A 21,211-nucleotide genomic window follows, 5' to 3' on the forward strand; every position below is an offset into this window, starting at 1 on the left:
AAATATCAGTTCGGGGCCGGAGAGGCCTTGTCGTCGGCCTTGAAGTCGTAGTGGATCCGGCCGTCGTTGACCGAGGTGACCTTGACCGTCACACCCAGGGTGCTGCCGTCATCCGCGGTGAGCGTGCAGCGCGAGGTGGTGCCGACCTTGCCGACGAGGTCCTCGGGGCAGGAGACGCGCGGCTTCTGCTGCCCTGTGGCAGTGGCGAGCCTTTCGGACAGCATGCCGGACAGCTTGTCCGCGGACAGCTTCGGCGGCGTGGACTTCTTGACCTCGGCGGAGGCCGAGCAGCCCAGGAGCAGCGTGCTCGCCACGACGGCCGCGAGGATCGACACGCTTGTGGTCGTCCGGGCTTTGAACATCGTGCACTCCTGGTCAGCCGGGCAGGGCGGGAAGACTCGATGAGCATACTGGCGGGGTGCCGTGGACATGTCGAAGGGGGCGGCCGACAGGGGGCGCGCAATTCGCGGGCACACGCATTCTCCCTATCCCTTCACCTCATTCACGTAAGCCTGGAGAATCACCTCCCGAAGAAGAGTCAGAGGTCCCGCCAGAAAGGGGCCGTCGCTCGCGGGCACGGGCTGCACCACCGCCACGTCCACGCCGCGCCATCAGCGCAGCCATCCCTCGTTGTCCCGATGTTCGCCAAGGCCCACGGCCGTGAACTCGTCCTCCTGACCGGCGTGGACGCCGAGCGCACGCAGCACCTGGCAGACCGGGGACCCCCCGGCCGGTGCCGTTTCGCCTTCGGCGAGGTGGAGCGGTCCGAGGACGAGCTCCCCGTCGCGCCACACCGCCGCGTTCTCCTCCCCTACGCCCCCGAAGTACTCCGCTTCGGCATACGCCACGGAACCCGTCCTCGACCACTCGGCCAGCACATCGTCGAAGCCGGGCGGGAGGCTCCAGAAGGCGGTACGGCGGGGCCTTGCCGCATCGGTCAGCGCGTCGGACAAAACACCGGTCATGGGCAGCAGTGCCAGACCATGACGCACATCCACGAGGCGGGCGGCGGACACATCAGCCGTCACCGCGGCCAGCAGACCCCGCTCCGCGATCACTGCCCTGAGGTCGTAACCCAACCTGTTTCTCCTCACAGCGTGCCTTTGGACCGCCGATCCTGGCAGCGTCGGGCGTCCTGGTCCACCTGCGGGGAATCCGGTGTCGACCGGTCGTTAGAGTCGTCGGGCCGGAGGGAGATGTCGTGCGACTTCGTTGTGTGGTGCTGGATGACTTCCAGGGGGTGGCCACCGAGTTGGCCGACTGGTCGGTGGTCGGGGAGCGGGTGGAGGTCGTCTCGCTGCGCGAGCATCTCGGTGACGAGGACGCCCTCGCCGCGGCCCTCGCCGGTTACGACATCGTCGTCACCCTGCGCGAACGCGTCCCCTTCCCCGGTTCGCTGATCGCCCGTCTCCCCCGGCTGAAGCTGCTCGTCGCCTCCGGGATGCGCAACAGCGTCATCGACTACGCCGCTTGCGAGGCGCACGGGGTCACCGTGTGCGGGACGGCGAGTTCCAGCACCCCGCCGGTCGAGCTGACCTGGGCGCTGCTGCTCGGTCTCGCCCGGGGGATCGTCCAGGAGAGCACCGCCCTGCGTGGCGACGGGCCCTGGCAGTCGACCGTCGGCGCCGATCTGCACGGACGCCGGCTGGGGCTGCTCGGGCTCGGGAAGATCGGCAGCCGGGTGGCGCAGGTCGGGCTCGCGTTCGGGATGCGGGTGAGCGCGTGGAGCCGGCACCTCACCGAGGAGCGCGCCGCCGAGGTCGGGGTGGAACTCGCGCACTCCAAAGAGGAGTTGCTCGCCTCGAGCGACTTCGTATCCGTTCATCTGGCCCTCGGTGACCGTACCCGTGGTCTTCTCGGCGCCGCCGAACTCGCCCTGATGAAGCCGACCGCCTACCTGGTCAACACCTCCCGGGCGGCGATCGTCGACCAGGACGCGCTGCTGGCCGCGCTGCACGAGGGCCGGATCGCGGGCGCCGGCATCGACGTCTTCGACATCGAGCCGCTGCCCGCCGGCCACCCGATGCGGACCGCGCCCCGTCTCCTCGCCACACCGCACCTCGGCTATGTCTCCCACGCCAACTACACGACGTACTACGGCCAGGCGGTGGAGGACATCAGGGCCTGGCTGGACGGCTCGCCGGTACGCCGGCTGCCCGGCTGAGGGGGACGGCCGCACGGTGGACCGCCGTGGCGTCGGTCATGCCCTGGGGGAGGGGTCGGCGTGCGCGGCCGGAACGTTCCGGTCACGTACCGGTCGGCACGCGTTCGTAGATGCCGTCGGTCCGGCGCAGTTCGTGCAGGTCGACGAGGTACCGGCGGAGCGTCACATGGTCGATGTCGTCGGAGCCCTCGCACCAGGCCCGCAGACGCTCGTTCACGACGCGTTCCGGGTAGGCGACGCCCGGTTCGAAGGTCTGTTCCGCGATGTGCCGCAGTACGCGCTGTTTGCGGGTCCACTGGGCCGGCAGCCGTAGCAGACGGCCGTCCCGGACGAAGGTGGCGATCACGTCCGGCCCGGCCTGCCGCGCGGGCTGCTCGGGGCGGGCCAGGTCGCGCAGGAGGCCGTAGGAGACGGTGAGCGCGCCGTCGGCGCCGTCGGTCACGGCACCCTGTTCGCGCAGTCTGTACAGCGCGAGGGCCGTGGCCCTCGCCGGGAGGTCGGCCGCCCCGGCGACCTCTTCGGGGTTCCGCGCGCCCAGCGCCACCGCCGCGAAGGCCCGCAGCCGGCCGGTGTCGGCGAGCAGCCCGATCAGCTGCCGGGACCGCTCGCGCGCATCGGGGAGGTTGTCGTTGTCCATGGCCGGAGGGTAGGGGAGCAGTGCGGACCGGTGCCCGCGAATAACGCCGGAGCCGCGTGCGCGCCGCGCCGGCTCGTCCGCTGGAGGGGCGTTGCCGTTGAAAGGGTGATCCCCGGCTGATCACCGTGACCAGCCCCGCGTGGCGCCGTTGAACGGGAAGTGCGGCGGCTGGTCTGCCGCTGCGCTATCCGAGCTACCAAAGGAGAACGTGATGTCTCGCATCGCGAAGGCAGCCGCTGTCGCTCTCGGCACCGGTGCCGTGGTGATCAGCTCGGCCGGGCTGGCCCTGGCCGACGCCACCGCCGAGGGCGCGGCCGTCGGTTCCCCCGGCGTCCTGTCGGGCAACGTCATCCAGGTTCCGGTCAACGTGCCGATCAACCTCTGCGGCAACACCGTCGACATCATCGCGCTGCTGAACCCGGCGTTCGGCAACGTCTGCATCAACGACGGCGGCCACAAGGACAAGGACAAGGACGGCAACGCCGGTCCCGGCCACGACGGTGGCTACGGCGGCTGAGCCGACCGCATCCACAGGCAAGAGCCCCGGCACTCCGAGCGCCGGGGCTCTTGCCCGTGCCCGCCTCACCCGGCGGGCACCTCACGCATACCGGTAGACGCGGCTCACGTCCTCCAGCTGGTCCGGTGTCTCGTCCCACGGCGGCAGCCTCTCGTGCCGGGCGACGACCCGGCCGTGCTGGCGGTCGGTGGCCCGGGGCGGCTCGGCCGGCAGATAGCGGTGGCCGCGGTGGGCCCGCTGCCAGCGGTACCACTGGAGATCGACGAAGGCGTGGTGCAGCCAGAACACCGGGTCGTTGACGGACGCGCCGCCGAGCATCACGCCGCCGACCCAGCGGTGCACCCGGTTGTGGTTGCGCCAGGAGGCGCTGCCCGTGCCGGCCCCCCAGCCCTCCAGCTTGTTGCGGAAGCCCTTGCGGACGGTGGAGTCCCAGGGCCACACGTCGTACACGGGGTCGTCGAGCGCCTCGCGGAGTTCACCGCGGGTCGGCAGCTTGATGGGGGCGGCGGCCCGGCCCAGGTCCCGGGTGAGGAACTTGCCGTCGGTGACGCCCTCGCGGATGGTCCAGTGGCCCGCCGAGTAGGCGAACGGGCCGGTCGTCACCTGCCGGTCGGAGCGCCGCCCGTTGCCGCCGAGGAGGTCCTTCTTCCAGGGCACGGAGGTCGTCGTGCGGTCCCGGGTCCAGTCCCAGTACGGCACCGTCACCGAGGAGTCGATCCGGCGCAGGGCCCGCTCCAGCTCCAGCAGGAACCGGCGGTGCCAGGGCAGGAACGACGGTGCCATGTGGGCGCTGCGCAGGCCGTTCTCGCCGTCGGGGGTGTAGAAGTCGATGTGCATGCGCACGAATTCGTCGTACTCCCCGCGCCGTTTCAGTTCCAGCAGCGCGTTGACGAACCGCCGGCGCTCGGTGCGGGTGAGTGTGCTGACGTTCTTACGCACGTACGCCATGCGGGCCCCCCGAGTGCGTGTGCTCCCCGTGCCGCGGGTCCCCGACCGGTCCCGGCGCCAGGTCGCGCAGCCGCTGGCCGGGGCCGAGCCCGTCGACGGCCGCCCGGGTGGCCTCCAGGGGCGTGCGGTACGACGTGTAGTGGTCGACCATGCTCAGCCAGGTGCCGTCGGCCCGGCGCATCAGGTGCAGCGGGCGGCCGTCGATGGTGATCCGCCAGTCGCCGCCGGCCACCGCCCGGTGCCCCGCGGACGGCGTCAGGACGCCCTGGATGCGGCGGCCCCGGTAGGTCTCGTCGAAGGAGCCGCCCCCGGTGCCGCCGGCCGGAGCCAGGGGCCGGGACGCGGCGACGACCGGGGCGAGCGCAAGGGTGGCCGCGGAGGCCAGCAGCCCCCGCGCCATCTCCCTCCGCGAGGGTCTGACCGCCCCCGTTCCGCCCTGCTGTTCCGCACCGACCGCCACACCACCGGCACCGACGACCATCGCTCGCTCCTCCTCCGGGTTCGGATGTCCTACCGGTTAACCGGCGAAGGGCGCGAGGGGTCACCGCCGAGGAGCCATACGGGGAGCCGGAGGGCGGAGAGTGCGGGGGCTCAAGGGTCAGCAGGAGGTGCGGGGGCACAAGCGTCAGCAGGAGGTGCGGGGGCTATGGGGCACTGAGGCACGGCAGTACCGCCCGCGATACCGGCCGGGCCCGCCCGCCGTCGCCTACAGTCCCGAGCCGGTGCCCACGTTCGCGCCGGCGACGGTGCGCAGGACCGGGGCGAGGACGCCGGCCTGGGGGAGCTTGGCGTCCGGGAGGCCGAGGTTGTCCCCGCGGGGCGCGGTGAGGGGGGCGTCCACGGACAGGCCGGGGGCGAGTGCCCGCACGTCGGAGGTTGGCGCGACCACGTCGAGGTGGTCGAAGTCGTCACCCAGGACGTGCGGCAGCGGTGCCCGGGCGTCCAGGCCGGGCAGCCCGCTGCTCAACGGCACCTGGGGCAGGGTCCGGTCCGGGAGGAGCCGGCCGGTGACGTACCGGGGACCGTCGGGGGCGCCCGGCGTCAGCAGCGGCAGCTCCGCGCCGAGCCTGGGCACCTCCATGTGCAGGGCCTTGGAGACGCCGCCCAGGGGCACGGGGACGGGGACCGCGCCGGCCGCCGCGGCGGGGCCGGCGGCCCCGACGGTGGCCGCGACGCCCGTGACGACGGCGGCAAGGGTTCCTCGGGTGGTCGGCTTCATGTCAGGTACGGTCCCTTTCACAGTGCGGGGGTTCGACGTCCGTACCGCGTAACGAGCGGAAAACGGCTTCAGCGCGCAATTCCCCCGGCTGCCGTAATGGTCAGCTTGTCCAGAAGTCCCACCAGCGGGTCAGCACGAGCATGCCGACCACCCCGAGGTGCAGTACGGGAAGCACCCAGGTGAACTCGGCGAAGAACGTCCTGAGCCAGTGGGGCGCGGGCAGGAAACCGTGGCGCACGCAGACGGACGTCACGTACCAGAACAGGACGATCGTCGCGATCCAGGCCAGGCAGCACCACAGGCACAGCGCGTTGATCCGGTACAGCGACTCGAACTGGAGCCAGGACACGAAGCCGACGCCGAACAGACAGCCCGCCTCGAACAGCAGCCAGTACCAGCCGGGGAAGCGGGCCCCGGCGAGCAGGCCGACGCCGGCGCAGACCACGATGCCGTAGGCCACCAGGCCCAGCATCGGGTTGGGGAACCCGAACACGGTGGCCTGGCCGCTCTTCATCACGCTGCCGCAGGAGAGCACCGGGTTCAGGCTGCACCCGGGGACGAAGTGCGGGTCCTGGAGCAGCTTGAACTCGTCCAGGGTGATCACCCAGGAGGCCAGCACTCCCGCCGCCCCCGTGAGCGCGATCAGCAGGGCGAGCCCGCGGCTCGCGCCCGCCCGCCGGCCCATCAGGCGCGCAGGCTGCGGGCGGGGAGGTAGAGGTGGGCGGCGGCGTTCACCGTGTCCGGGGCGGCCGCGAACGCGGCCAGTGCCTCTCCGGTGGCCGCCCGGCGGGGCCCGGTCGAGGGGCAGATGCGGGTGGTCAACATGAAGTAGGCGTAGCCGAGTTCCTCGACCGCGCTCAGCCATTCCGCCGGCGGGCTGACCTGGTTGCTGACGCCCGGCATCTGGAGGACGATCTGTCCGGCGACCACCAGCATGCTGACCTTGAGGCTGGGCCGGGTGGTGCCGTCGACGGGCTCGCCGCCCACGGGCAGCCCCATGTCGTCGAGCAGCCGCCCGACGGCGGCGGACGCGGCCTCCGGGCCGTCCGGGCCGTCGCCCAGGGAGCAGGCGAGGAGGCAGGGGGTCCTGCCGTCGCCCACCTCGTTCCTGGCCATCCAGGCGAGCAGGGCGAGTGTGCCGAGGTCGGCGGCGCGGAAGGGACGGGTATCGCTCGATACTGAGGTCACCGCGCGACCATACCGACGGGCCGCGGGGCGACCCGGCCGCTTCTCACTCGTCCGGAGCAGTGCCCGGGGCCGCTCCACACGATCGGGGGACGCGGCTCGCCGGACGTGCCGAGGGCCGGTCCCGCGGGTGCGGTACCGGCCCGTTCGGTACGTGGACGTCAGTGCTGCACGGGCAGACCGCCGAGCAGCCCCTTCCGGTTGAGGTTCGTGGTGGCGCCCTTGACGCCGCTCAGCAGGGAGTCCTTGTTCTCGGTGTCGAGCGCGTCCGACTGGTGCTGGACCGGCAGCAGGTCGGTGACCGTGGGCGGGTGCTCGGCGATGTGGGCGATCCCGCCGTTGAGGCTCAGGGGCGGCAGGTGCTGGGCGTCGTAGGCGAACGCGGGCGCGGCGACGCCGGCAAGGGCCACGGAACCGGCGACAACGGCGGCAGCCTTCAGGGACTTCATCGTGTTCCTTTCCTCGGCAACTCGCGTCGCCCCAGGGATTCTGACGCCCTGCCTAACGAGGTCCGGGCGGGCCGGAAACCCCGCACCGAGAAGACATATGAGATCCCCGTGGAGCCGGCCGGGGGGCCGGCCCCACGTCAGCCGGTGGTCGGCAGGCTCGGCGTGGCGGGGAGGGACGGCAGGGCGGGCAGCGAGGGCAGGGACGGGAGGGAGTCGATGCCGGGGGCGGGCATGTCGTTGCCGAGGAGGGTCGTCCCGAGCAGATCCACCAGGCCGGACACCACGTCACTGGCGGACGACAGGAGCTGGTCGAGGTCTCCGGTGACCGCCTTCACCAGGTTGTCGACCGCGGTCTGGAGCGCGGAGAGCGCGTCGCTCGCGAGGTCACGGGAGGAGGGCGGCTTGCCGTCGTCGGCCTTGGCGGGGACGGCGGGCTTGGCGGGGACGGCGGGGGCGGCGGCCTTGGCGGGGGCGGCCGGCTTGGCGGGGACGGCCGGCTTGGCGGGGACGGCCGGCTTGGCGGGGACGGCCGGCTTGGCGGGGGCGGCCGGCTTGGCGGCCTGCGGGGACGCGGCGGCCGAGGGGGAGGCTGCGGTCGACACAGAAGCGGAGGCCGAAGGGGAGGCGGCGGTCGACAGGGACGCGGAGGCCGAAGGGGAGGCGGGGGACGCGGGCTTCGCGGCATCGGCGGGTGACGCGGAAGCCGCGGGCGAGGCGGGTTTCGCGGGGGCCGCGGGCGAGGCCGGAGACGCGGGGGCCGCGGGCGAGGCGGGCTTCGCGGGGGCCGCGGGCGAGGCCGGGGAGGCGGATGTCGCCGGGGAGGGGTCCTCGGCGGCCTTGGCGATGGCCTTCTTCGCGGCCTCGCCCAGCCTCCTGGCCTCGTCGGCGGGCAGCTTGCCCTTCTCCAGCGACCGGTTGAGCAGGTCGACGACGGGGTTGAGGACGGACCCGGCGGCGCCGAGGGCCCTCACCTGGGCGAGCAGCCGCTCCCGTTCCGCCGCGGGGACGGCTGCCCGGGACGCGGCGCGGGCGTGTCCGCTTGCCGTGTCGGCCGTGTCGGCCGTGTCGGCGGCGACGGCGGGGCCGGTGATGCCGACCAGGACGGCCGCGCAGAGAGCGGTGGACGCGAGACGCCGGGCAGGCAGATCACGCATGGGTGTTCCTTTCGGTGAACAGTGGGACCTGAGCCCACCGTCAGTTCACCGATGGCCGGGCGCAACCGCTCGCGTACGGAACGTGATCCGTCCGGAGTAGCACGGAACCGGCCGTCCGCGCCGCGACGGATGTGCGGGCGGCCGGCCGGCCGAAGGGTTGCGTCCCGGTGTCAGCCGTTGACGCAGGTGTTGCCGAACGCCGGGTTCAGCAGGCCGATGACGTCGATGGTGTTTCCGCAGACGTTCACCGGGATGTGGATCGGGACCTGGATGACGTTGCCCGACACCACGCCCGGCGAGTTGGCGGCGACGCCGTGAGCGTCCGCGTCGGCGGAGGCCACACCGGCACCGCCGGCAACGGCCGCGACGGCGGCAGAGGTCAGGGCCAGGCCCTTCGCGATACGCGACATGGAGAAGTGCTCCTTGAGATCGACACAACACCCGGGCGGATGCCCGGCGCTGTGTCAACGCGCCGCGCCCCCCGGAGTTGTGCCGCCAATGGAGTGACGCACGGGCGGAGACGCTTCCCGGTTACGACACACTTGCCCTATTTATACGAATTGACGGGGTTGCCGCTAGAGTTGCGGTCTCTCCAGTACGTGCGAAAGGGCACCGCCGGCCATGCGCAAGTTCCCGGGTCCGCTGCTGCGTACGGCGGCGGGCGCCCTCACCCTCGCCGACTTCGCCGCCCTCGCCCTCGCCGCCCTCTCCGTCCCGGCCGCCACCCGGGCCGGCACGCTCCCCTCCCCCGAGGCCGCGCGCCCGCCCTTCGCCCCGCGCCACCGCACGGTGCGGCACGGCGGTTTCGCCCGCGCGGCGAACGGTGACCGGCGGGCCGTGGGGGGCGGACGTGTCGGTGACCGGCGGGGCGTGGGCAGACGTGTCGGTCGGGTGGCGTACGACGGCGGACGGGGACGCGCGGGTGGCACGCTCACGTTCGCCGCAGGGCCCCGGCGTACGCCCGTCGCACTCGCCGGCTCCCCGCGTCCTGCGGACGACGTACCGAACTCCACGATCAACGAACCGGGCGCCGTACCGTCCCGGCGGGTTCCGGCCTACGCCAACACGCTCGGCTACGACTTCGACGTGTCCGATCTTGGTGCGGCTCTGCGGCACGGCGGTGACCGGCGGGGCTTCCGGCTCGTTTCCCACGCGGACGCGGCGTGGGCCGGCGCGCTCTTCGTCGCCGCGGACGCCCGGTAGTGCGACGCGTTCACGACCGCAGTTCCGAGCGCCCCCCGTGAGCGAGGTAACCCGCGAATGCACCAGCCAGCACCCGATCCACGGCCCCGGATCCTGCACCTCGCGCAACCCGTCGAGGGCGGGGTCGCCCGGGTCGTGCTCGACCTGGCGCGGGCCCAGCTCGCGGCGGGTCTGCGGGTCACGGTGGCCTGTCCCGGAGGTGAACTGGCCGCGGGTCTCGGGGAGCTGGGCGCCGACGTACGGGAGTGGCGGGCGGGCCGGTCCCCGGGGCCCGGTCTGCCCGGCGAGGTACGGCGGCTCGTACGCCTGATCGACGACGTACGGCCCGCCCTGGTGCACGCGCACAGTGCCAAGGCCGGGTTCGCCGCGCGGCTCGCCGTCCGCGGGCGCACGCCCACCGTGTTCCAGCCGCACGCCTGGTCGTTCGCGGCGGTCGGCGGACTCACCGCGGCGCTCGCCCTGCGCTGGGAGCGGTGGGGGGTGCGGTGGGCCGACCGGGTGGTGTGCGTGAGCGAGGCGGAGCGTGCGACAGGCGTACGCGCCGGGGTGCACGCGGCGTACGCGGTCATCCCGAACGGCATCGACACCGCCCGCTTCTCACCGGCTCCCCCCGCCGCCACGGCGGCCGTCTCGCACCCGCCGCAGCCGCCCGGAGACGGGAACGCCACGCCGCCACCACCCGTGCCACACCCGTCCGAGCCACCTGCGCCCCTCGTCGTCTGCGTGGGACGCCTGTGCCGCCAGAAGGGCCAGGACGTGCTGCTGCGTGCCTGGGCGGAGGTCCTCGGCACGCTGCCGCCGGCCCGGCTGGTGCTGGTCGGCGACGGCCCGGACCGCGAGGCCCTGCGGCGGCAGGCGCCCCCCGGCGTGCGGTTCGCCGGCGCCGTCGCCGACGTCGTGCCCTGGTACCGGGCCGCGGACCTGGTGGTGCTGCCCTCGCGCTGGGAGGGCATGGCGCTGGCCCCGCTGGAGGCGCTGGGCTGCGGCCGGGCCGTCGTACTCACCGACGTCGACGGCGCCCGCGAGAGCCTGCCGCCCGCCCTCGCCGCGCGCTGCCTGGTCCCGCCGGAGGATCCCGCGGCGCTCGCGGGCGCGGTCACCGGGCTGCTGTCCGATGCACCGCTGCGCGCGGCGCTCGGCGACCAGGGGCGCCGGCATGTCCTGTCCACGCACGACGTGCGGCACACCGCCGGACGGGTCGCGGCCCTCTACCGCGAACTCCTCGTCCCCGCCCCGGCGGCGGACAGCGGAACAGCCCAGCCCGTGCCCTCCGAGCGCAGGGAGTCCATCCACTCGTGACTGCGGAAAGTACCGTCCCCTCCCCCGGCGCGCAGCCATGGGAGCACGGATTCTCGCCCGTCTCGGTCCTCCCGGCCCGTGCCGCCGGCAGCTTCCGGTTCCCCCTGCGGCGCCCGCCCGCGCGGCCCGCCTCGCCACTGCCGCTGTTCACCGCCGACCTGTGCGCCGCGCTGGCGGGCGCGGTCGCGCTGGACGGGGCCGTCCGCCCGCCGGTGCTCGTCGGCGTCCTGGTGGCCGGCGCGCTGCTGCTGCGCCCGCGCTCCGCCCGGCCGGTCCCCGGCATCCTCGACGAACTGCCCACGGTGTGCGGGCGGATCGCGGTGGTCTGGCTGGCCCTCGCCACCGTGCTCGCCGCCCACGGCCCGGAGCGGGCCCTCGCCGTCCCCACCCTGCTGCTCGGCTGGGCGGCGCACGCGGCGGCGGCCTGCGCGGGCCGGGGCGCGGTGCACTGGCGGCGCCGGGCCGCGCTGCTGCGCCGGCCGGACACCGCCCTGATGATCGGGCCGGCCGCGACCGCGCAGCGGGTGGCCGCCGCGCTGCTCAGGCACCCGCGCTGCGGGGTGCGGCCGGTGGGTGTGGTCGCGGAACACCCGGACGGCTCCGGCGGGCTGCCGGTGCTCACCACCGGCGAGGAGGTGGAGCGGGCCCTGGTCCGGCACGGGGTGCGGGCCGTCCTCACCGTCGACCCGGCCGTACGCACCGGGAAGGGGCCGCTGCTGCGGGCGCTCGCCGAGTCGGGCTGCACGGTCTGGGAGGTGGACGCGGACTGCCCGTCCTACGAGGTGCGCCACCAGCTCGCGGGGTTCGCCGTACGCCGCCTGGACCTGGGCGCGCGGCGGCGGACGAGCGCCGGGAAGCGGCTGCTGGACGTGCTGGTGTCGGGGACGCTGCTCGTGCTCGTCAGTCCCCTGCTGCTGGTGTGCGCGGTGGTGCTGCGGGTCACCGACGGGCCCGGGGTGGTCTTCCGGCAGGAGCGCATCGGCAAGGACGGCCGCCCCTTCACGCTGCTGAAGTTCCGCACCCACCGCCCGGCCGACGAGCACGAGGCGGCCACCCGGTGGAGCGTGGCCGGCGAACGGAGGATGAGCCCCTTCTGCCGGTTCCTGCGGCAGACCTCGCTGGACGAACTGCTCCAGCTGTGGAACGTCTTCCGGGGTGACATGAGCCTGGTCGGCCCGCGCCCCGAACGGCCTTACTTCGTCTCGCAGTTCAGCCAGTCCTACCCGGGCTACGCGGCCCGGCACCGCATGCGGACCGGCATCACCGGGCTCGCCCAGATCAACGGGCTGCGCGGCGACACCTCCATCGAGGACCGGGCCCGCTTCGACAACGCCTACATCGACACCTGGTCGCTGTGGCAGGACATCTGCATCCTGCTGCGCACCGCCGCCGCGCTCGTGCGTTCCACGGGGAGCTGACCCATGGCCCTCGTCCTGCCGCTCCGCCGCCCCGCGCGGCTGACCCCGGTGCTGCCGGTGATGGCCGTGGTGGCGCTGCTCGCGCTGCCCGTCACGCCCGGCGGCGACGGCGGTGCCGGGCCCGCCGACGCGCTGTCCGGTCTGGTCGTCGTCGCCTGCGCGGTACGTCTGCTGCGGGCGCGCCGCCGCCCGCTCACCCGGACCGCCGCGGTGGTCCTCGGCCTGCCGGTGGCCGGTGTCGCGCTCGCCGCGCTGCACGCGGTCCCACCGGGTGCCGGGCTCACCGGCCTGGGCCGCTACCTCCAGGTCTTCGTGCTGGTCCCGGCCGCCGTCGTGCTGCTCGTCCGGCACCGCGCCGACTTCCGGCTGCTGGCCTGGTCGTTCGTGGGCCTCGCGGGATGGCAGGGGGCGGTGGGCGTGCACCAGTACGTCACCGGGACCGGGGCCTCCTACCAGGGCGCGGACGTCCGCGCGGTCGGCACCTTCGGGGTGACGGACGTGATGGGCATGGCGACCGTGGTGGCCTTCGGGCTGGTGTGCGCGGTGGGCCTGGCGCTCGGCCGGACCGCGGCGCGCGAACGCGCCGTCGCGCTCGGCTGCGCGCTCGCCCTGACCGTCCCCCTCGCCCTGTCCTTCAGCCGGGGCGCCTGGATCGCCACCGTGATCACGCTCACCGTCCAGCTGGTGCTGTCCGGGCTGCGCCGGGCGCTGCGGGTGGGGGCGGCCGTGGTGGCCGTGGGCGTGGTGCTGGTCGGCGGGTTCGGGACGGGTACGGCCATGCTCCAGGAGCGGATCGACAGCATCGGCCAGGTCACCGACGCGCCCGACCAGTCGGTCACCGACCGGTACACGATGTGGGCGGCGGCCGGCGACATGTGGCGCGCGCGCCCGCTGACCGGCGTCGGCCTGAAGGGGTTCCCCGAGTACCGCGACGGGTACGCCTCGCTCGCGCTGTCCTCGGGCAGCGACACCGAGGGTGCGGGCGCCGCCTTCCGCCGGCAGCCGCTGCTGTCCCCGCACAACATGTACCTGCTGGTCCTCGGCGAACAGGGCCTGATCGGGCTGCTCTGCCTGGCGGGCTGCTGGCTCGCCCTGCTGGTGTGCGCCCTGCGCGGCCTGTGGCGGGCCCGCGCGGCCGGCGGCCGGGGCCTGGACTGCGCGCTCGTCGCCTGCGGGCTGCTGGTGTGGCAGCTCGTGGACTTCGCGTACGCCGACATCGGCGGACCCTCGACCGTGCTGACGGCGGTGTGCTTCGGCCTGGTCGCCTGGTGGGCGCTGGCCGGCGCCGACCGGGTCGCCGCGGAGGAGCACACCGCCGTACCGGCCGGACGGGGAACGGTGACGGGTGAGGCGGCCCTGCGATGACGACGACACCGCCCCGCGCTCCGGCGCTGCGCCGGAGGCCGACACGATGACGACCCCGACGACCGGCGAACCCTCGGACCCGGATACGGACACCCCGAACATCTCAGATATCTCGAACATCTCGGACGCCCTGGACGCCCCGGAACAGCCGAAGCCGCCTGTCGGCCGCGGCTCGGCCTCGGGAGCCGGTACGGCGCCGGAACCGACGAGGGCCCGGTCTTCCGCCTCGCGGCCCGCTACGACACCGACGCCGACGCCGAGTTCCGCACCGCAGGCCGGGGTGGCACCGGCGCCGGCGGTGGGGCCGGGATCCGGGCCGGGGATCGAGGTCGCACCGGCGCCGGCGGTGACTCCGCCTTCGCGGCCGGAGACAGGTGCGGCACCGGCGCCGGCGGTGGGGTCGTTCTCCCGGCTGGAGATCGGAGTGGCGCCGACATCGGCGGTGGGTCCGGGTCCCAGGCCGCAGGCCGGTGGGGCACCGGCGTCGGCGGGGGGTCCGGATCCCAGGCCGGAGACCGGTGCGGCACCTACTCCGACAGTGGGACCGTTCTCACGGCCGGAGACCGGTGCGGCACCCGCCCCGACGGGGCGTGCCAGGGCCGGGGCCTGGCCCAGAGCCGGTGCGGCAAAGAGGCCCACAGCGGCTCCCGGCCTGGGGGCCGGGCGCGTGTCCAGGGCGGCGGTCGTGTCGGAGACCGGTGACGGCAGGGCCGCCCTGCCGACGGCCCGGTCGGCCGCGCCCCTCCCCGTGAGCACCACCACCGCAACAGCGGGCCCGGCCGGCGTCCCGGCCGACCCCACCACGGCAGCACACCCGACCCCGCTCCCACCCGACCCCACCACCGCAGCACACCCAGCCCCGCTCCCACCCGACCCCGTGACCACCCCGCCGACCCCATCGGCGGCCCCGTCCCCGTCTCCGCCGCCAGTTCCCGGACCGGCGCCCACGCCCGCATCCGCACCGCCCGCAGAGACCGCACCCGCACCCGCACCCCCACCCCCCGAACTCCCCCACCCCACCCGCAAGTTCCTCGCCCGGGCCGCGCTCGTCACCGCGTCGTTGTCCATCGCGGCGGCGTTGCTCGGGCTGGTGCGGGATCAGTCGTTGGCGCGGTTGTTCGGGGCCGGGCGGGACACGGACGCCTTTCTGGTGGCGTGGACCGTGCCGGAGTTCGCGGCCACGCTGCTCATCGAGGACGGGCTGGCGTTCGCGCTGATCCCGGCGTTCAGCCGGGCCCTGGCCCGCCGGGCCCAGGGCGCCCCGGGGGATCCGGTGCGGTCGCTGGTCGCGGGCAGCCTGCCCCGGCTCGTGCTGTCGTTCGCGGCGGTCGGGGCGCTGCTGGCGCTGACGGCGCCGCAGTTCGTCGGGGCGCTCGCGCCGGGTCTGCCCGATCCGGGGCTCGCCGTGGACTGCACCCGGCTGACCGCGACCTGTGTGCTGAGCTTCGGCCTCGCCGGGTACTCCAGCGCGGCGCTCCGGGCGCACCGCCGTTTCCTGGCGCCGGCCGCGATCTACATCGCGTACAACGTCGGCATCGTCACGGCGATGTACACGCTCGGCACCCGCTGGGGTGTGCGTTCGGCAGCGTTCGGGGTGGCGGCGGGCGGCTGCCTGATGGTGCTGGTGCAGCTTCCGTCGCTGGTGCGGGAGTTGCGCCGCCGTCCGGGGAGGGCGGACACCGGGGCCGTGGCCGCCGCACAGCCGATGGACGTACGACTGCTGGCCACCGTGCTGCTGTTCGCGCTGTGCCGGCAGTCGCAGGTGCTGATCGAACGCTTCCTCGCCTCGGGGCTGCCCGCCGGGGCCATCAGCCACCTGAACTACGCGCAGAAGGTCGCGCAGATCCCGATGACCCTGTCGATGATGCTGTGCACGGTCACGTTCCCGGTGGTGGCGCGGGCCCTGGCGGACGGGGACACCGAGCGGGCCCGGGTCCGGGTGGAGCGGGATGTGGCGCTGGCCGCCCGCCTGGTGCTGCTCGGCGCCGCGGCGGTGGTCGCGTGCGCGCCGCAGCTGATCGGGCTGCTGTTCCAGCGGGGCGCCTTCACGGCCCAGGACACCGTGGCGACCGCCGGGGTGATGCGGGTCTACGCGCTCGGGCTGCTCGGCCAGACCCTGACCGGTGTCCTGGTCCGCTCCTACTTCTCGGCGGGCCGCGTCACCTGGTACCCGCTGGCCGCGATGACCGCCGGGATCGTCGCGACGTCCTGTGCCGGCGCCTGGACGATCGGTCCCTGGGGGGCCGCGGGGATCGCCGCCGCCAACGCCACCGGTATCACGCTCACCGCCGTCCTGCTGATCGCCGGCATGCGCCGCCGGAGCGTGCCCATCCGCACCGGGGCCGTGCTGCGCGGGCTGAGCCGGCCCGTGTGGGCGGCGGGGGCGGCCGCCGTGGCCGGCGCCTTCGCGGCGGGCCTGTTCCCGGCCCCGCTCGCCGGGCTGGCCGCCGGCGGGACCACGGTGACCGTCGTGTTCGTCCTGCTCGGCCTGGGGCCGGACGCCCGGGGTCTGGCAGCCGCTTCCCGTTCCGTACGCACCCACACCCGAAGGCTCGCCCATGCCGTCCTCCGTTGAGTCCGCCCGCGCGGCGACCCCGGCCGCCGCCGGCACCGGCCCGGTCCCGTGGATCGCCATGTACCACTCGGTCGGTGACTGTTCCGACGACCCGTACCGCATCACGGTCACCCCCGACCGGCTGGACCGGCAGCTGTGCTGGCTGCGCGGGCAGGGGCTGCGCGGGGTGTCCGTGGGCGAGCTGCTCGCCGCCCGGGCCCGTGGCGAGGGGCGGGACCTGGTGGGTCTCACCTTCGACGACGGGTACGCCGACTTCGTCGCCCACGCCCTGCCCGTGCTGGCGCGCCGGGGGTGCACGGCCACCCTGTTCGTGCTGCCCGGCCGGCTCGGTGGCGACAACGCCTGGGATCCGCTGGGCCCGCGCAAGCCGCTGCTGACCGCCGACGGCATCCGGCGGGCCGCCGCGGCGGGCGTCGAGATCGGCTCGCACGGCCTCGGCCACGTCGATCTGACCCGGGCCGACGACGCGCTGCTCGCGGCGGAGACCGCGGGCAGCCGGGCCGCGCTGGAGGACCTGACCGGCGCCCCGGTGCACGGCTTCTGCTATCCGTACGGCACGGTCGACCGGCGCGCCGTGGAGGCCGTACGGCGGGCCGGTTACCGCTATGCCTGCGCCATCGACCCCGGTGGGCTGAACGGCCCGCACGTCCTGCCGCGCGTGCACGTCGGGCAGAACGACACCGCCGTACGCCTGTTCCTGAAGTACCGGCTGCACCGGTTGCGCCGGCGGCCGGTCGAGGGGCTGCGGTGAGGGCGCTGCACGTCATCACCGGGCTCGGGGTGGGCGGCGCCGAGCAGCAGTTGCGGCTGCTGCTGCGCCATCTGCCCGTCGAGTGCGACGTGGTGACACTGACCAGCCCCGGGGCGGTGGCCGACGGGCTGGCGGCCGACGGGGTCCGGGTGGTGCACCTGGGCATGACCGGCAACCGCGACCTGGGCGCGCTGCCCCGGCTGGCCCGGATCGTCCGGCGGGGCCGGTACGACCTCGTGCACACCCATCTGTACCGGGCCTGCCTGTACGGGCGGATCGCCGCCCGGCTGGCCGGGGTGCGGGCGGTCGTCGCCACCGAACACTCCCTCGGCGACTCGCAGATGGAGGGCCGGCCGCTCACCGCGGGGGTGCGCTCGCTGTATCTGCTGGGCGAGCGGCTGGGCCGGTCCACCGTCGCCGTGTCGCCCACGGTCGCCGCCCGGCTGACCCGCTGGGGCGTGCCCGGGCCGCGCATCGCGGTCGTGCCCAACGGCATCGACCTGGCGCGGTTCGCCTTCGATCCGGTCGCCCGCCGGTACGCCCGGGAGCAACTGGGCCTGCCCGAGGAAGCGTTCGTCATCGGCGGCATCGGCCGGCTCGTCCCCGGCAAACGCTTCGACGTCGTCATCCGCGCTCTGGCCGCGCTGCCGGACGACTGCCGGCTGCTGCTGGTCGGCGGCGGACCGGAGGAACGCGCGCTGCGGGAGAGCGCGCGGGAGGCGGGGGTCGCCGGCCGGGTGCTGTTCGCCGGCGAACGGCCGTACCTGCCCGACGGCTCGCCCGGGCCCGGCCTGCCGGCGCTGGCCTCGGCGATGGACGTGCTCGCCGCCCCCTCCCCCGAGGAGGCGTTCGGCCTCGCGGTCGTGGAAGCGCTCGCGGCCGGGCTGCCCGTGCGCTACACCTCCTGCCCGGCCCTGGAGGACCTGCCGCCCGGCGCCGCCCCGGACGCGCTGCGCGTGCCCTGCGACGCCGGCGCCTACGCCCGTGCGCTCGCCGGGGTCCGTGCCGCCGGGCCCGGCCCGCGCACCGCGCCGGAGGCGGCCCGCCACTACTGCATCACCCGCAGCGCCGCCCGGCTCATGGACGTCTACACGGCGGCGCTCGCCCGCACGGTCCCGAAGTCCCGTTCCTCCCAGGGAGTCAGCCCCTCATGAGCGAGAACCACACCCGGCAGCACCGCACCCCCCGTCCGTTCCGCGCGCGTGCGCTCCCGCCCTGGTCGCTGGTGGCGGCCGGCGTCCTCGCGGGCGGGCTGCTCGGCGGCGGGTACGGCGTGCTGAGGACGCCGGAGTACACGGCGACCAGCTATGTCATCGCCGTCCCCACGTCGGGGTCGGACACCGCCACCGCACTCGGTTTCGCCCAGGCCTACGGCCGGGTCGCCACCCAGCTCGCGGTCCTCGGCGACGCGCAGGTGGAGGCCGGGGTGCCGGTGCGGACCCTGCGCGACAGCGTGCGCACCGCGACCTCGCCGGACGCCCCCATGGTGGCCGTCTCCGCCGTCTCCGCCCGCCCGTCCCGGGCCACCGACATGGCCAACGCGGTCGCCCGCGCCCTCATCCGGCACGCCGACGCCGCCAAGGCCGGCACGCACGTCGGTCTCCTCCAGTTCTCCCGGGCGGTCGCGCCGACCGAGCCGGGTTCGGCCTCCGCCGGGGTGACCGGGCTGGTCGGGGCGAGTGCCGGCGGGCTGCTCGGCGCCCTGGCGCTGCTGGTCCGGCCGAAGCGCCGGCCGGAGGACGACACGGTGCGTCCGGCCTCCGTACCCGGACCGGCCGTCGCCGCCGACGCGCACGGCCAGCTGTGACCGCGACGTACGCGGCGCGCACCGCACCCGCCGTCCTCAGCGCGGACGTCGTCACCGACGAGGCGGCCTTCGCCGCCCTGGCCCCGGCCTGGGGGCGGCTGTACGGGCGGTGCGCCGCCGCGACCCCGTTCCAGAGCCACGCCTGGCTGTACTCGTGGTGGCTGTCGTACGGCGTCCCCGGTCGGCTGCGGCTGCTGGTGGTGCGGGCCGCCGGTGAACTGGTGGCCGCCGCGCCGCTGATGCTGGTCCGCCGGCCGCTGCCCGCGCTGGTGCCGCTGGGGGGTGCGATCTCCGACTACGCGGACGTGCTGCTGGACGACGGCGACGACGGGCGGGTGACCGGGTTGCTCACCGAGGCGCTGGCGGGCGCGGCGCGCACCGCGCTCGTCGACTTCCGCGAGGTACGGCCGGGCGGCGCGGTGGAACGGGTCTACGACCGCTGGCGCGGGCCGCGCCGCACGGTCGCCGACTCCGTCTGCCTGGAGCTGCCCGCCGTGCCCATGGACGCTCTGGTGGCCCGGCTGCCGTCGAACAAGGCCCAGCGGGTGCGGGCCAAGCTGCGCCGGCTGGACGCGCTGGGCGTGTGGCGGCGGCCGGTGGGCCCCGAGGAGGTGGACGCGGCGCTGGGCCGGCTGCTGGAGCTGCACCGCTTGCAGTGGCAGGGGCGGAAGGTGACGCCGGAGCACCTCCAGCCCCGGTTCCGCGAGCATCTGGTGCGCGCGGTGGGTCCGATGGTGCGCTCGGGGGACGCGGTGGTCACCGAGTTCCGGATCGGTGAGGAGGTGGTGGCCGTCGACCTGACCCTGCTCTCGCGCGGCCTGGCCGGCGGCTACCTCTACGGCGCCCATCCGGGCCTTCGGGGGCGGAAGGCGGACGTGGCGGTGATGCTGCTGGACGCCTGCGCGGAGCACACCGGCGGCGGCCGCCGCACGCTGAGCCTGCTGCGCGGCGACGAGCCGTACAAGCACCACTGGCGGCCGGAGCGGGTCGTCAGCCGGCGCCTGCTCATGGCCCGGCGGCGCACCGCACCGCTGCTGACGGCCGCGCTGGGTGACGCGGCCGCCCGGCAGCGGGGCAGGGAGGTGCTGCACCGGTGGCGGGAACGCGGCGAGGGCTAGCGGCTGCGCGACCACCAGTCGAAGCGGAGGCAGAGCTTTCCGCCGAGCCAGTACTCGACCCAGTCGCCCAGGTCCAGCGGCGAGCAGTTGGCCGGGGGCTTCGTGGCGGGCGCCGGGGTAGAGGGCGGGGTGGGCGTCGGTGTCGGTGTCGGTGCGGGAGTCGTGGGTGCCGGGGCGGGCTGCTCGGTGCGGCCGTACAGGGCCGTGCGGTAGACGCTCGCCGACCGGGGGTTGGCCGAGCACTGCCACACGCCGTGCGGGCAGTAGTCGGTCAGCGTGTTGTACAGCGGCCGGTGTTCGTCGATCCAGGCGAGCATGCGCCGCATGTACTCGGCGTTGTCCCCGTTGCGGAACAGGCCCCATTCCGGATAGGAGACGGGCTTGCCGTGGGATTTCGCGAATTCCACGTGCTGCTGGAGACCGAAGGGCTCTTTCACCTGTTCGTCGAACGGCATTCCGCGCGGCTGGTCGTAGGAATCCATGCCGATGACGTCGACCGTGTCGTCCCCCGGGTAGCACTCGGTCCAGGGCACGGCGTCCCGGCCGCGGCTCGGCGTGAAGTCGAACCGGAACGCCTGGCCCGGCACCGAGCGCATGGTGGTGACGATCCTGTTCCAGTACGTCTTCCAGGCCTCGGGGTCCGGTCCGCAGCGATGGGTGTAGGTGGTTCCGTTCATCTCCCAGCCGAGCACGATGACCGTGTCCGGCACCTTCAGCCGCACCAGCCGTTCGGCCAGGGCCCTGAAGTGATGGTCGAACGCGCCGGCCGCGGCCTGCCCCAGCAGCCGCCGCACCTCGGAGTCGGGGACGTTCTCCTCGTTGCGCTCCTGCATCGGCACGTTGAGGACGAGGGTGCGGTCGGCCTTCTCGCGCCGCCAGTTCGCCCAGACGTCCAGGAAGCCGGGCGGGCCCTCGATGTCCTGCCAGGTGCCGCCGGGCAGATAGGTGTGGGCGACCTTCAGCTCGGTCCCGCCGAGCCAGTGGCTCAGCTCGGCCATCCGGGCGACCCCGCGGGCCCCGGAGTCCAGGAAGGCCCCGAAGGGCGGGACCGTCCGTACGGGTACCGGCGCGGCCGACGGGACGACCGGGCCCGGCGGGGTGACCGGCGGGGTGACCGGCGGGGTCGCCGGTGCCGGGGCTGTCGGAGTGGCCGGGGCGGGGGCCGTCGGAGTGGGTGCGGGAGGACCGGCGGCCCGCGCCACCCCCACCGCGGATCCGGGTCCGGTCACCAGGGTGACCGACGCGGCGACCGCCGCCGCGACCACGGTCAGCCGCCGGGAGCGGTCCCGTCGCTGCTGTGGAGCCATGCCTGCCCCTCTCTCCGCTCGACCGCGTCTCCGCCGTCCATTTCCTGTTATTGACACACAGTCATATCCCTGTGAATTCCGCCAGTGCGGTTACG

23 protein-coding genes are annotated in these 21,211 nt (G+C 74.7%); 11 read left to right on the forward strand and 12 right to left on the reverse strand.

Features of this window, described 5'->3' with window-relative positions; all coding sequences use genetic code 11:
• Positions 1-5 precede the first annotated feature (5 nt).
• Together ABZ117_RS02005 and ABZ117_RS02010 are read right to left on the reverse strand one after the other, a co-directional pair.
• Positions 6-362, reverse strand: a complete 357-nt coding sequence (locus ABZ117_RS02005; RefSeq protein WP_356816416.1) for a DUF4333 domain-containing protein — start codon at positions 360-362, stop codon at positions 6-8.
• 249 nt (positions 363-611) lie between these two features.
• On the reverse strand, positions 612-1,079 hold the full coding sequence (locus tag ABZ117_RS02010) for a hypothetical protein (protein WP_356816417.1): 468 nt from the start codon (positions 1,077-1,079) through the stop codon (positions 612-614).
• 122 nt (positions 1,080-1,201) lie between these two features.
• On the opposite strand from ABZ117_RS02010, the gene ABZ117_RS02015 reads away from it, so the two are divergent.
• Positions 1,202-2,164 carry a D-2-hydroxyacid dehydrogenase family protein gene (locus ABZ117_RS02015; protein WP_356816419.1) on the forward strand — a complete coding sequence of 321 codons (963 nt, stop codon included), beginning with the start codon at positions 1,202-1,204 and terminating at the stop codon, positions 2,162-2,164.
• Positions 2,165-2,246: 82 nt separating this feature from the next.
• Here ABZ117_RS02015 and ABZ117_RS02020 read toward each other — a convergent pair whose 3' ends face one another.
• Positions 2,247-2,801 carry a DUF2087 domain-containing protein gene (locus ABZ117_RS02020; RefSeq protein WP_356816421.1) on the reverse strand — a complete coding sequence of 185 codons (555 nt, stop codon included), beginning with the start codon at positions 2,799-2,801 and terminating at the stop codon, positions 2,247-2,249.
• A gap of 211 nt (positions 2,802-3,012) precedes the next feature.
• Between ABZ117_RS02020 and ABZ117_RS02025 the strand changes: the two genes are divergently transcribed.
• Positions 3,013-3,318 carry a chaplin gene (locus tag ABZ117_RS02025; protein WP_356816422.1) on the forward strand — a complete coding sequence of 102 codons (306 nt, stop codon included), beginning with the start codon at positions 3,013-3,015 and terminating at the stop codon, positions 3,316-3,318.
• Between the two features lie 81 nt (positions 3,319-3,399).
• On the opposite strand, the gene ABZ117_RS02030 is transcribed toward ABZ117_RS02025, so the two are convergent.
• The 8 genes from ABZ117_RS02030 to ABZ117_RS02065 all read right to left on the reverse strand — a co-directional run bounded on the left by ABZ117_RS02030 (position 3,400) and on the right by ABZ117_RS02065 (position 8,683).
• A complete protein-coding gene (locus ABZ117_RS02030; protein WP_356816424.1) occupies positions 3,400-4,266 on the reverse strand; it encodes a tyrosinase family protein in 867 nt (288 codons plus the stop codon).
• Positions 4,250-4,747, reverse strand: coding sequence for a tyrosinase family oxidase copper chaperone (locus ABZ117_RS02035; protein WP_356816426.1), 498 nt, complete (start codon positions 4,745-4,747; stop codon positions 4,250-4,252). The genes ABZ117_RS02030 and ABZ117_RS02035 overlap by 17 nt, the downstream gene beginning before the upstream one ends.
• A 225-nt stretch (positions 4,748-4,972) precedes the next feature.
• Positions 4,973-5,485 (reverse strand): hypothetical protein, encoded by a 513-nt coding sequence (locus ABZ117_RS02040; RefSeq protein ID WP_356816428.1) that lies wholly within the window; start codon positions 5,483-5,485, stop codon positions 4,973-4,975.
• A gap of 100 nt (positions 5,486-5,585) precedes the next feature.
• Entirely contained in the window at positions 5,586-6,170 is a 585-nt protein-coding gene (locus ABZ117_RS02045; protein WP_356816430.1) for a vitamin K epoxide reductase family protein, read from the reverse strand.
• Entirely contained in the window at positions 6,170-6,673 is a 504-nt protein-coding gene (locus ABZ117_RS02050; protein ID WP_356816432.1) for a DUF5949 family protein, read from the reverse strand. Before ABZ117_RS02050 ends, ABZ117_RS02045 begins: the two co-directional genes overlap by 1 nt.
• A gap of 158 nt (positions 6,674-6,831) precedes the next feature.
• Positions 6,832-7,119 carry a hypothetical protein gene (locus tag ABZ117_RS02055; RefSeq protein ID WP_356816434.1) on the reverse strand — a complete coding sequence of 96 codons (288 nt, stop codon included), beginning with the start codon at positions 7,117-7,119 and terminating at the stop codon, positions 6,832-6,834.
• Between the two features lie 137 nt (positions 7,120-7,256).
• A complete protein-coding gene (locus ABZ117_RS02060) occupies positions 7,257-8,273 on the reverse strand; it encodes a hypothetical protein (protein WP_356816436.1) in 1,017 nt (338 codons plus the stop codon).
• A gap of 170 nt (positions 8,274-8,443) precedes the next feature.
• On the reverse strand, positions 8,444-8,683 hold the full coding sequence (locus ABZ117_RS02065; protein ID WP_356816438.1) for a chaplin: 240 nt from the start codon (positions 8,681-8,683) through the stop codon (positions 8,444-8,446).
• 211 nt (positions 8,684-8,894) lie between these two features.
• On the opposite strand from ABZ117_RS02065, the gene ABZ117_RS02070 reads away from it, so the two are divergent.
• From ABZ117_RS02070 to ABZ117_RS02110, 9 genes are all read left to right on the forward strand, one after another.
• Positions 8,895-9,476: a hypothetical protein gene (locus ABZ117_RS02070; RefSeq protein WP_356816439.1), complete on the forward strand. Its 582-nt coding sequence runs from the start codon at positions 8,895-8,897 to the stop codon at positions 9,474-9,476.
• A 57-nt stretch (positions 9,477-9,533) separates the two neighbouring features.
• Entirely contained in the window at positions 9,534-10,775 is a 1,242-nt protein-coding gene (locus ABZ117_RS02075; RefSeq protein WP_356816441.1) for a glycosyltransferase family 4 protein, read from the forward strand.
• Positions 10,772-12,193, forward strand: coding sequence for an exopolysaccharide biosynthesis polyprenyl glycosylphosphotransferase (locus ABZ117_RS02080; protein WP_356816443.1), 1,422 nt, complete (start codon positions 10,772-10,774; stop codon positions 12,191-12,193). The genes ABZ117_RS02075 and ABZ117_RS02080 overlap by 4 nt, the downstream gene beginning before the upstream one ends.
• A 3-nt stretch (positions 12,194-12,196) precedes the next feature.
• Positions 12,197-13,558, forward strand: coding sequence for an O-antigen ligase family protein (locus tag ABZ117_RS02085; protein WP_356816445.1), 1,362 nt, complete (start codon positions 12,197-12,199; stop codon positions 13,556-13,558).
• A gap of 877 nt (positions 13,559-14,435) precedes the next feature.
• Entirely contained in the window at positions 14,436-16,133 is a 1,698-nt protein-coding gene (locus ABZ117_RS02090) for a lipid II flippase MurJ (RefSeq protein WP_356816447.1), read from the forward strand.
• Positions 16,117-16,884: a polysaccharide deacetylase family protein gene (locus ABZ117_RS02095; RefSeq protein WP_356816448.1), complete on the forward strand. Its 768-nt coding sequence runs from the start codon at positions 16,117-16,119 to the stop codon at positions 16,882-16,884. The genes ABZ117_RS02090 and ABZ117_RS02095 overlap by 17 nt, the downstream gene beginning before the upstream one ends.
• Positions 16,881-18,038 (forward strand): glycosyltransferase, encoded by a 1,158-nt coding sequence (locus ABZ117_RS02100; protein ID WP_356816449.1) that lies wholly within the window; start codon positions 16,881-16,883, stop codon positions 18,036-18,038. Before ABZ117_RS02095 ends, ABZ117_RS02100 begins: the two co-directional genes overlap by 4 nt.
• The gene (locus ABZ117_RS02105; protein WP_356816451.1) at positions 18,035-18,691 is read left to right on the forward strand and encodes a lipopolysaccharide biosynthesis protein; all 657 of its coding nucleotides are present in this window, start codon (positions 18,035-18,037) and stop codon (positions 18,689-18,691) included. The genes ABZ117_RS02100 and ABZ117_RS02105 overlap by 4 nt, the downstream gene beginning before the upstream one ends.
• Positions 18,688-19,809 (forward strand): GNAT family N-acetyltransferase, encoded by a 1,122-nt coding sequence (locus tag ABZ117_RS02110; protein ID WP_356816452.1) that lies wholly within the window; start codon positions 18,688-18,690, stop codon positions 19,807-19,809. Before ABZ117_RS02105 ends, ABZ117_RS02110 begins: the two co-directional genes overlap by 4 nt.
• Here the strand turns inward: ABZ117_RS02110 and ABZ117_RS02115 are convergent.
• Positions 19,806-21,116, reverse strand: a complete 1,311-nt coding sequence (locus ABZ117_RS02115; protein ID WP_356816454.1) for a glycosyl hydrolase — start codon at positions 21,114-21,116, stop codon at positions 19,806-19,808. The genes ABZ117_RS02110 and ABZ117_RS02115 overlap by 4 nt on opposite strands.
• Positions 21,117-21,211: the final 95 nt, after the last annotated feature.

The organism is Streptomyces sp. NPDC006309, from assembly GCF_040613095.1.
Classification (GTDB): Bacteria; Actinomycetota; Actinomycetes; order Streptomycetales; family Streptomycetaceae; genus Streptomyces.

Coding starts and splice junctions, on each gene's coding strand:
- ABZ117_RS02005 (WP_356816416.1), bottom strand. CDS start 362: ATGTTCAAAGCCCGGACGACCACAAGCGTGTCGATCCTCGCGGCCGTC.
- ABZ117_RS02020 (WP_356816421.1), bottom strand. CDS start 2,801: ATGGACAACGACAACCTCCCCGATGCGCGCGAGCGGTCCCGGCAGCTG.
- ABZ117_RS02025 (WP_356816422.1), top strand. CDS start 3,013: ATGTCTCGCATCGCGAAGGCAGCCGCTGTCGCTCTCGGCACCGGTGCC.
- ABZ117_RS02030 (WP_356816424.1), bottom strand. CDS start 4,266: ATGGCGTACGTGCGTAAGAACGTCAGCACACTCACCCGCACCGAGCGC.
- ABZ117_RS02035 (WP_356816426.1), bottom strand. CDS start 4,747: ATGGTCGTCGGTGCCGGTGGTGTGGCGGTCGGTGCGGAACAGCAGGGC.
- ABZ117_RS02040 (WP_356816428.1), bottom strand. CDS start 5,485: ATGAAGCCGACCACCCGAGGAACCCTTGCCGCCGTCGTCACGGGCGTC.
- ABZ117_RS02045 (WP_356816430.1), bottom strand. CDS start 6,170: ATGGGCCGGCGGGCGGGCGCGAGCCGCGGGCTCGCCCTGCTGATCGCG.
- ABZ117_RS02055 (WP_356816434.1), bottom strand. CDS start 7,119: ATGAAGTCCCTGAAGGCTGCCGCCGTTGTCGCCGGTTCCGTGGCCCTT.
- ABZ117_RS02060 (WP_356816436.1), bottom strand. CDS start 8,273: ATGCGTGATCTGCCTGCCCGGCGTCTCGCGTCCACCGCTCTCTGCGCG.
- ABZ117_RS02065 (WP_356816438.1), bottom strand. CDS start 8,683: ATGTCGCGTATCGCGAAGGGCCTGGCCCTGACCTCTGCCGCCGTCGCG.
- ABZ117_RS02070 (WP_356816439.1), top strand. CDS start 8,895: ATGCGCAAGTTCCCGGGTCCGCTGCTGCGTACGGCGGCGGGCGCCCTC.
- ABZ117_RS02075 (WP_356816441.1), top strand. CDS start 9,534: ATGCACCAGCCAGCACCCGATCCACGGCCCCGGATCCTGCACCTCGCG.
- ABZ117_RS02085 (WP_356816445.1), top strand. CDS start 12,197: ATGGCCCTCGTCCTGCCGCTCCGCCGCCCCGCGCGGCTGACCCCGGTG.
- ABZ117_RS02095 (WP_356816448.1), top strand. CDS start 16,117: ATGCCGTCCTCCGTTGAGTCCGCCCGCGCGGCGACCCCGGCCGCCGCC.
- ABZ117_RS02105 (WP_356816451.1), top strand. CDS start 18,035: ATGAGCGAGAACCACACCCGGCAGCACCGCACCCCCCGTCCGTTCCGC.
- ABZ117_RS02115 (WP_356816454.1), bottom strand. CDS start 21,116: ATGGCTCCACAGCAGCGACGGGACCGCTCCCGGCGGCTGACCGTGGTC.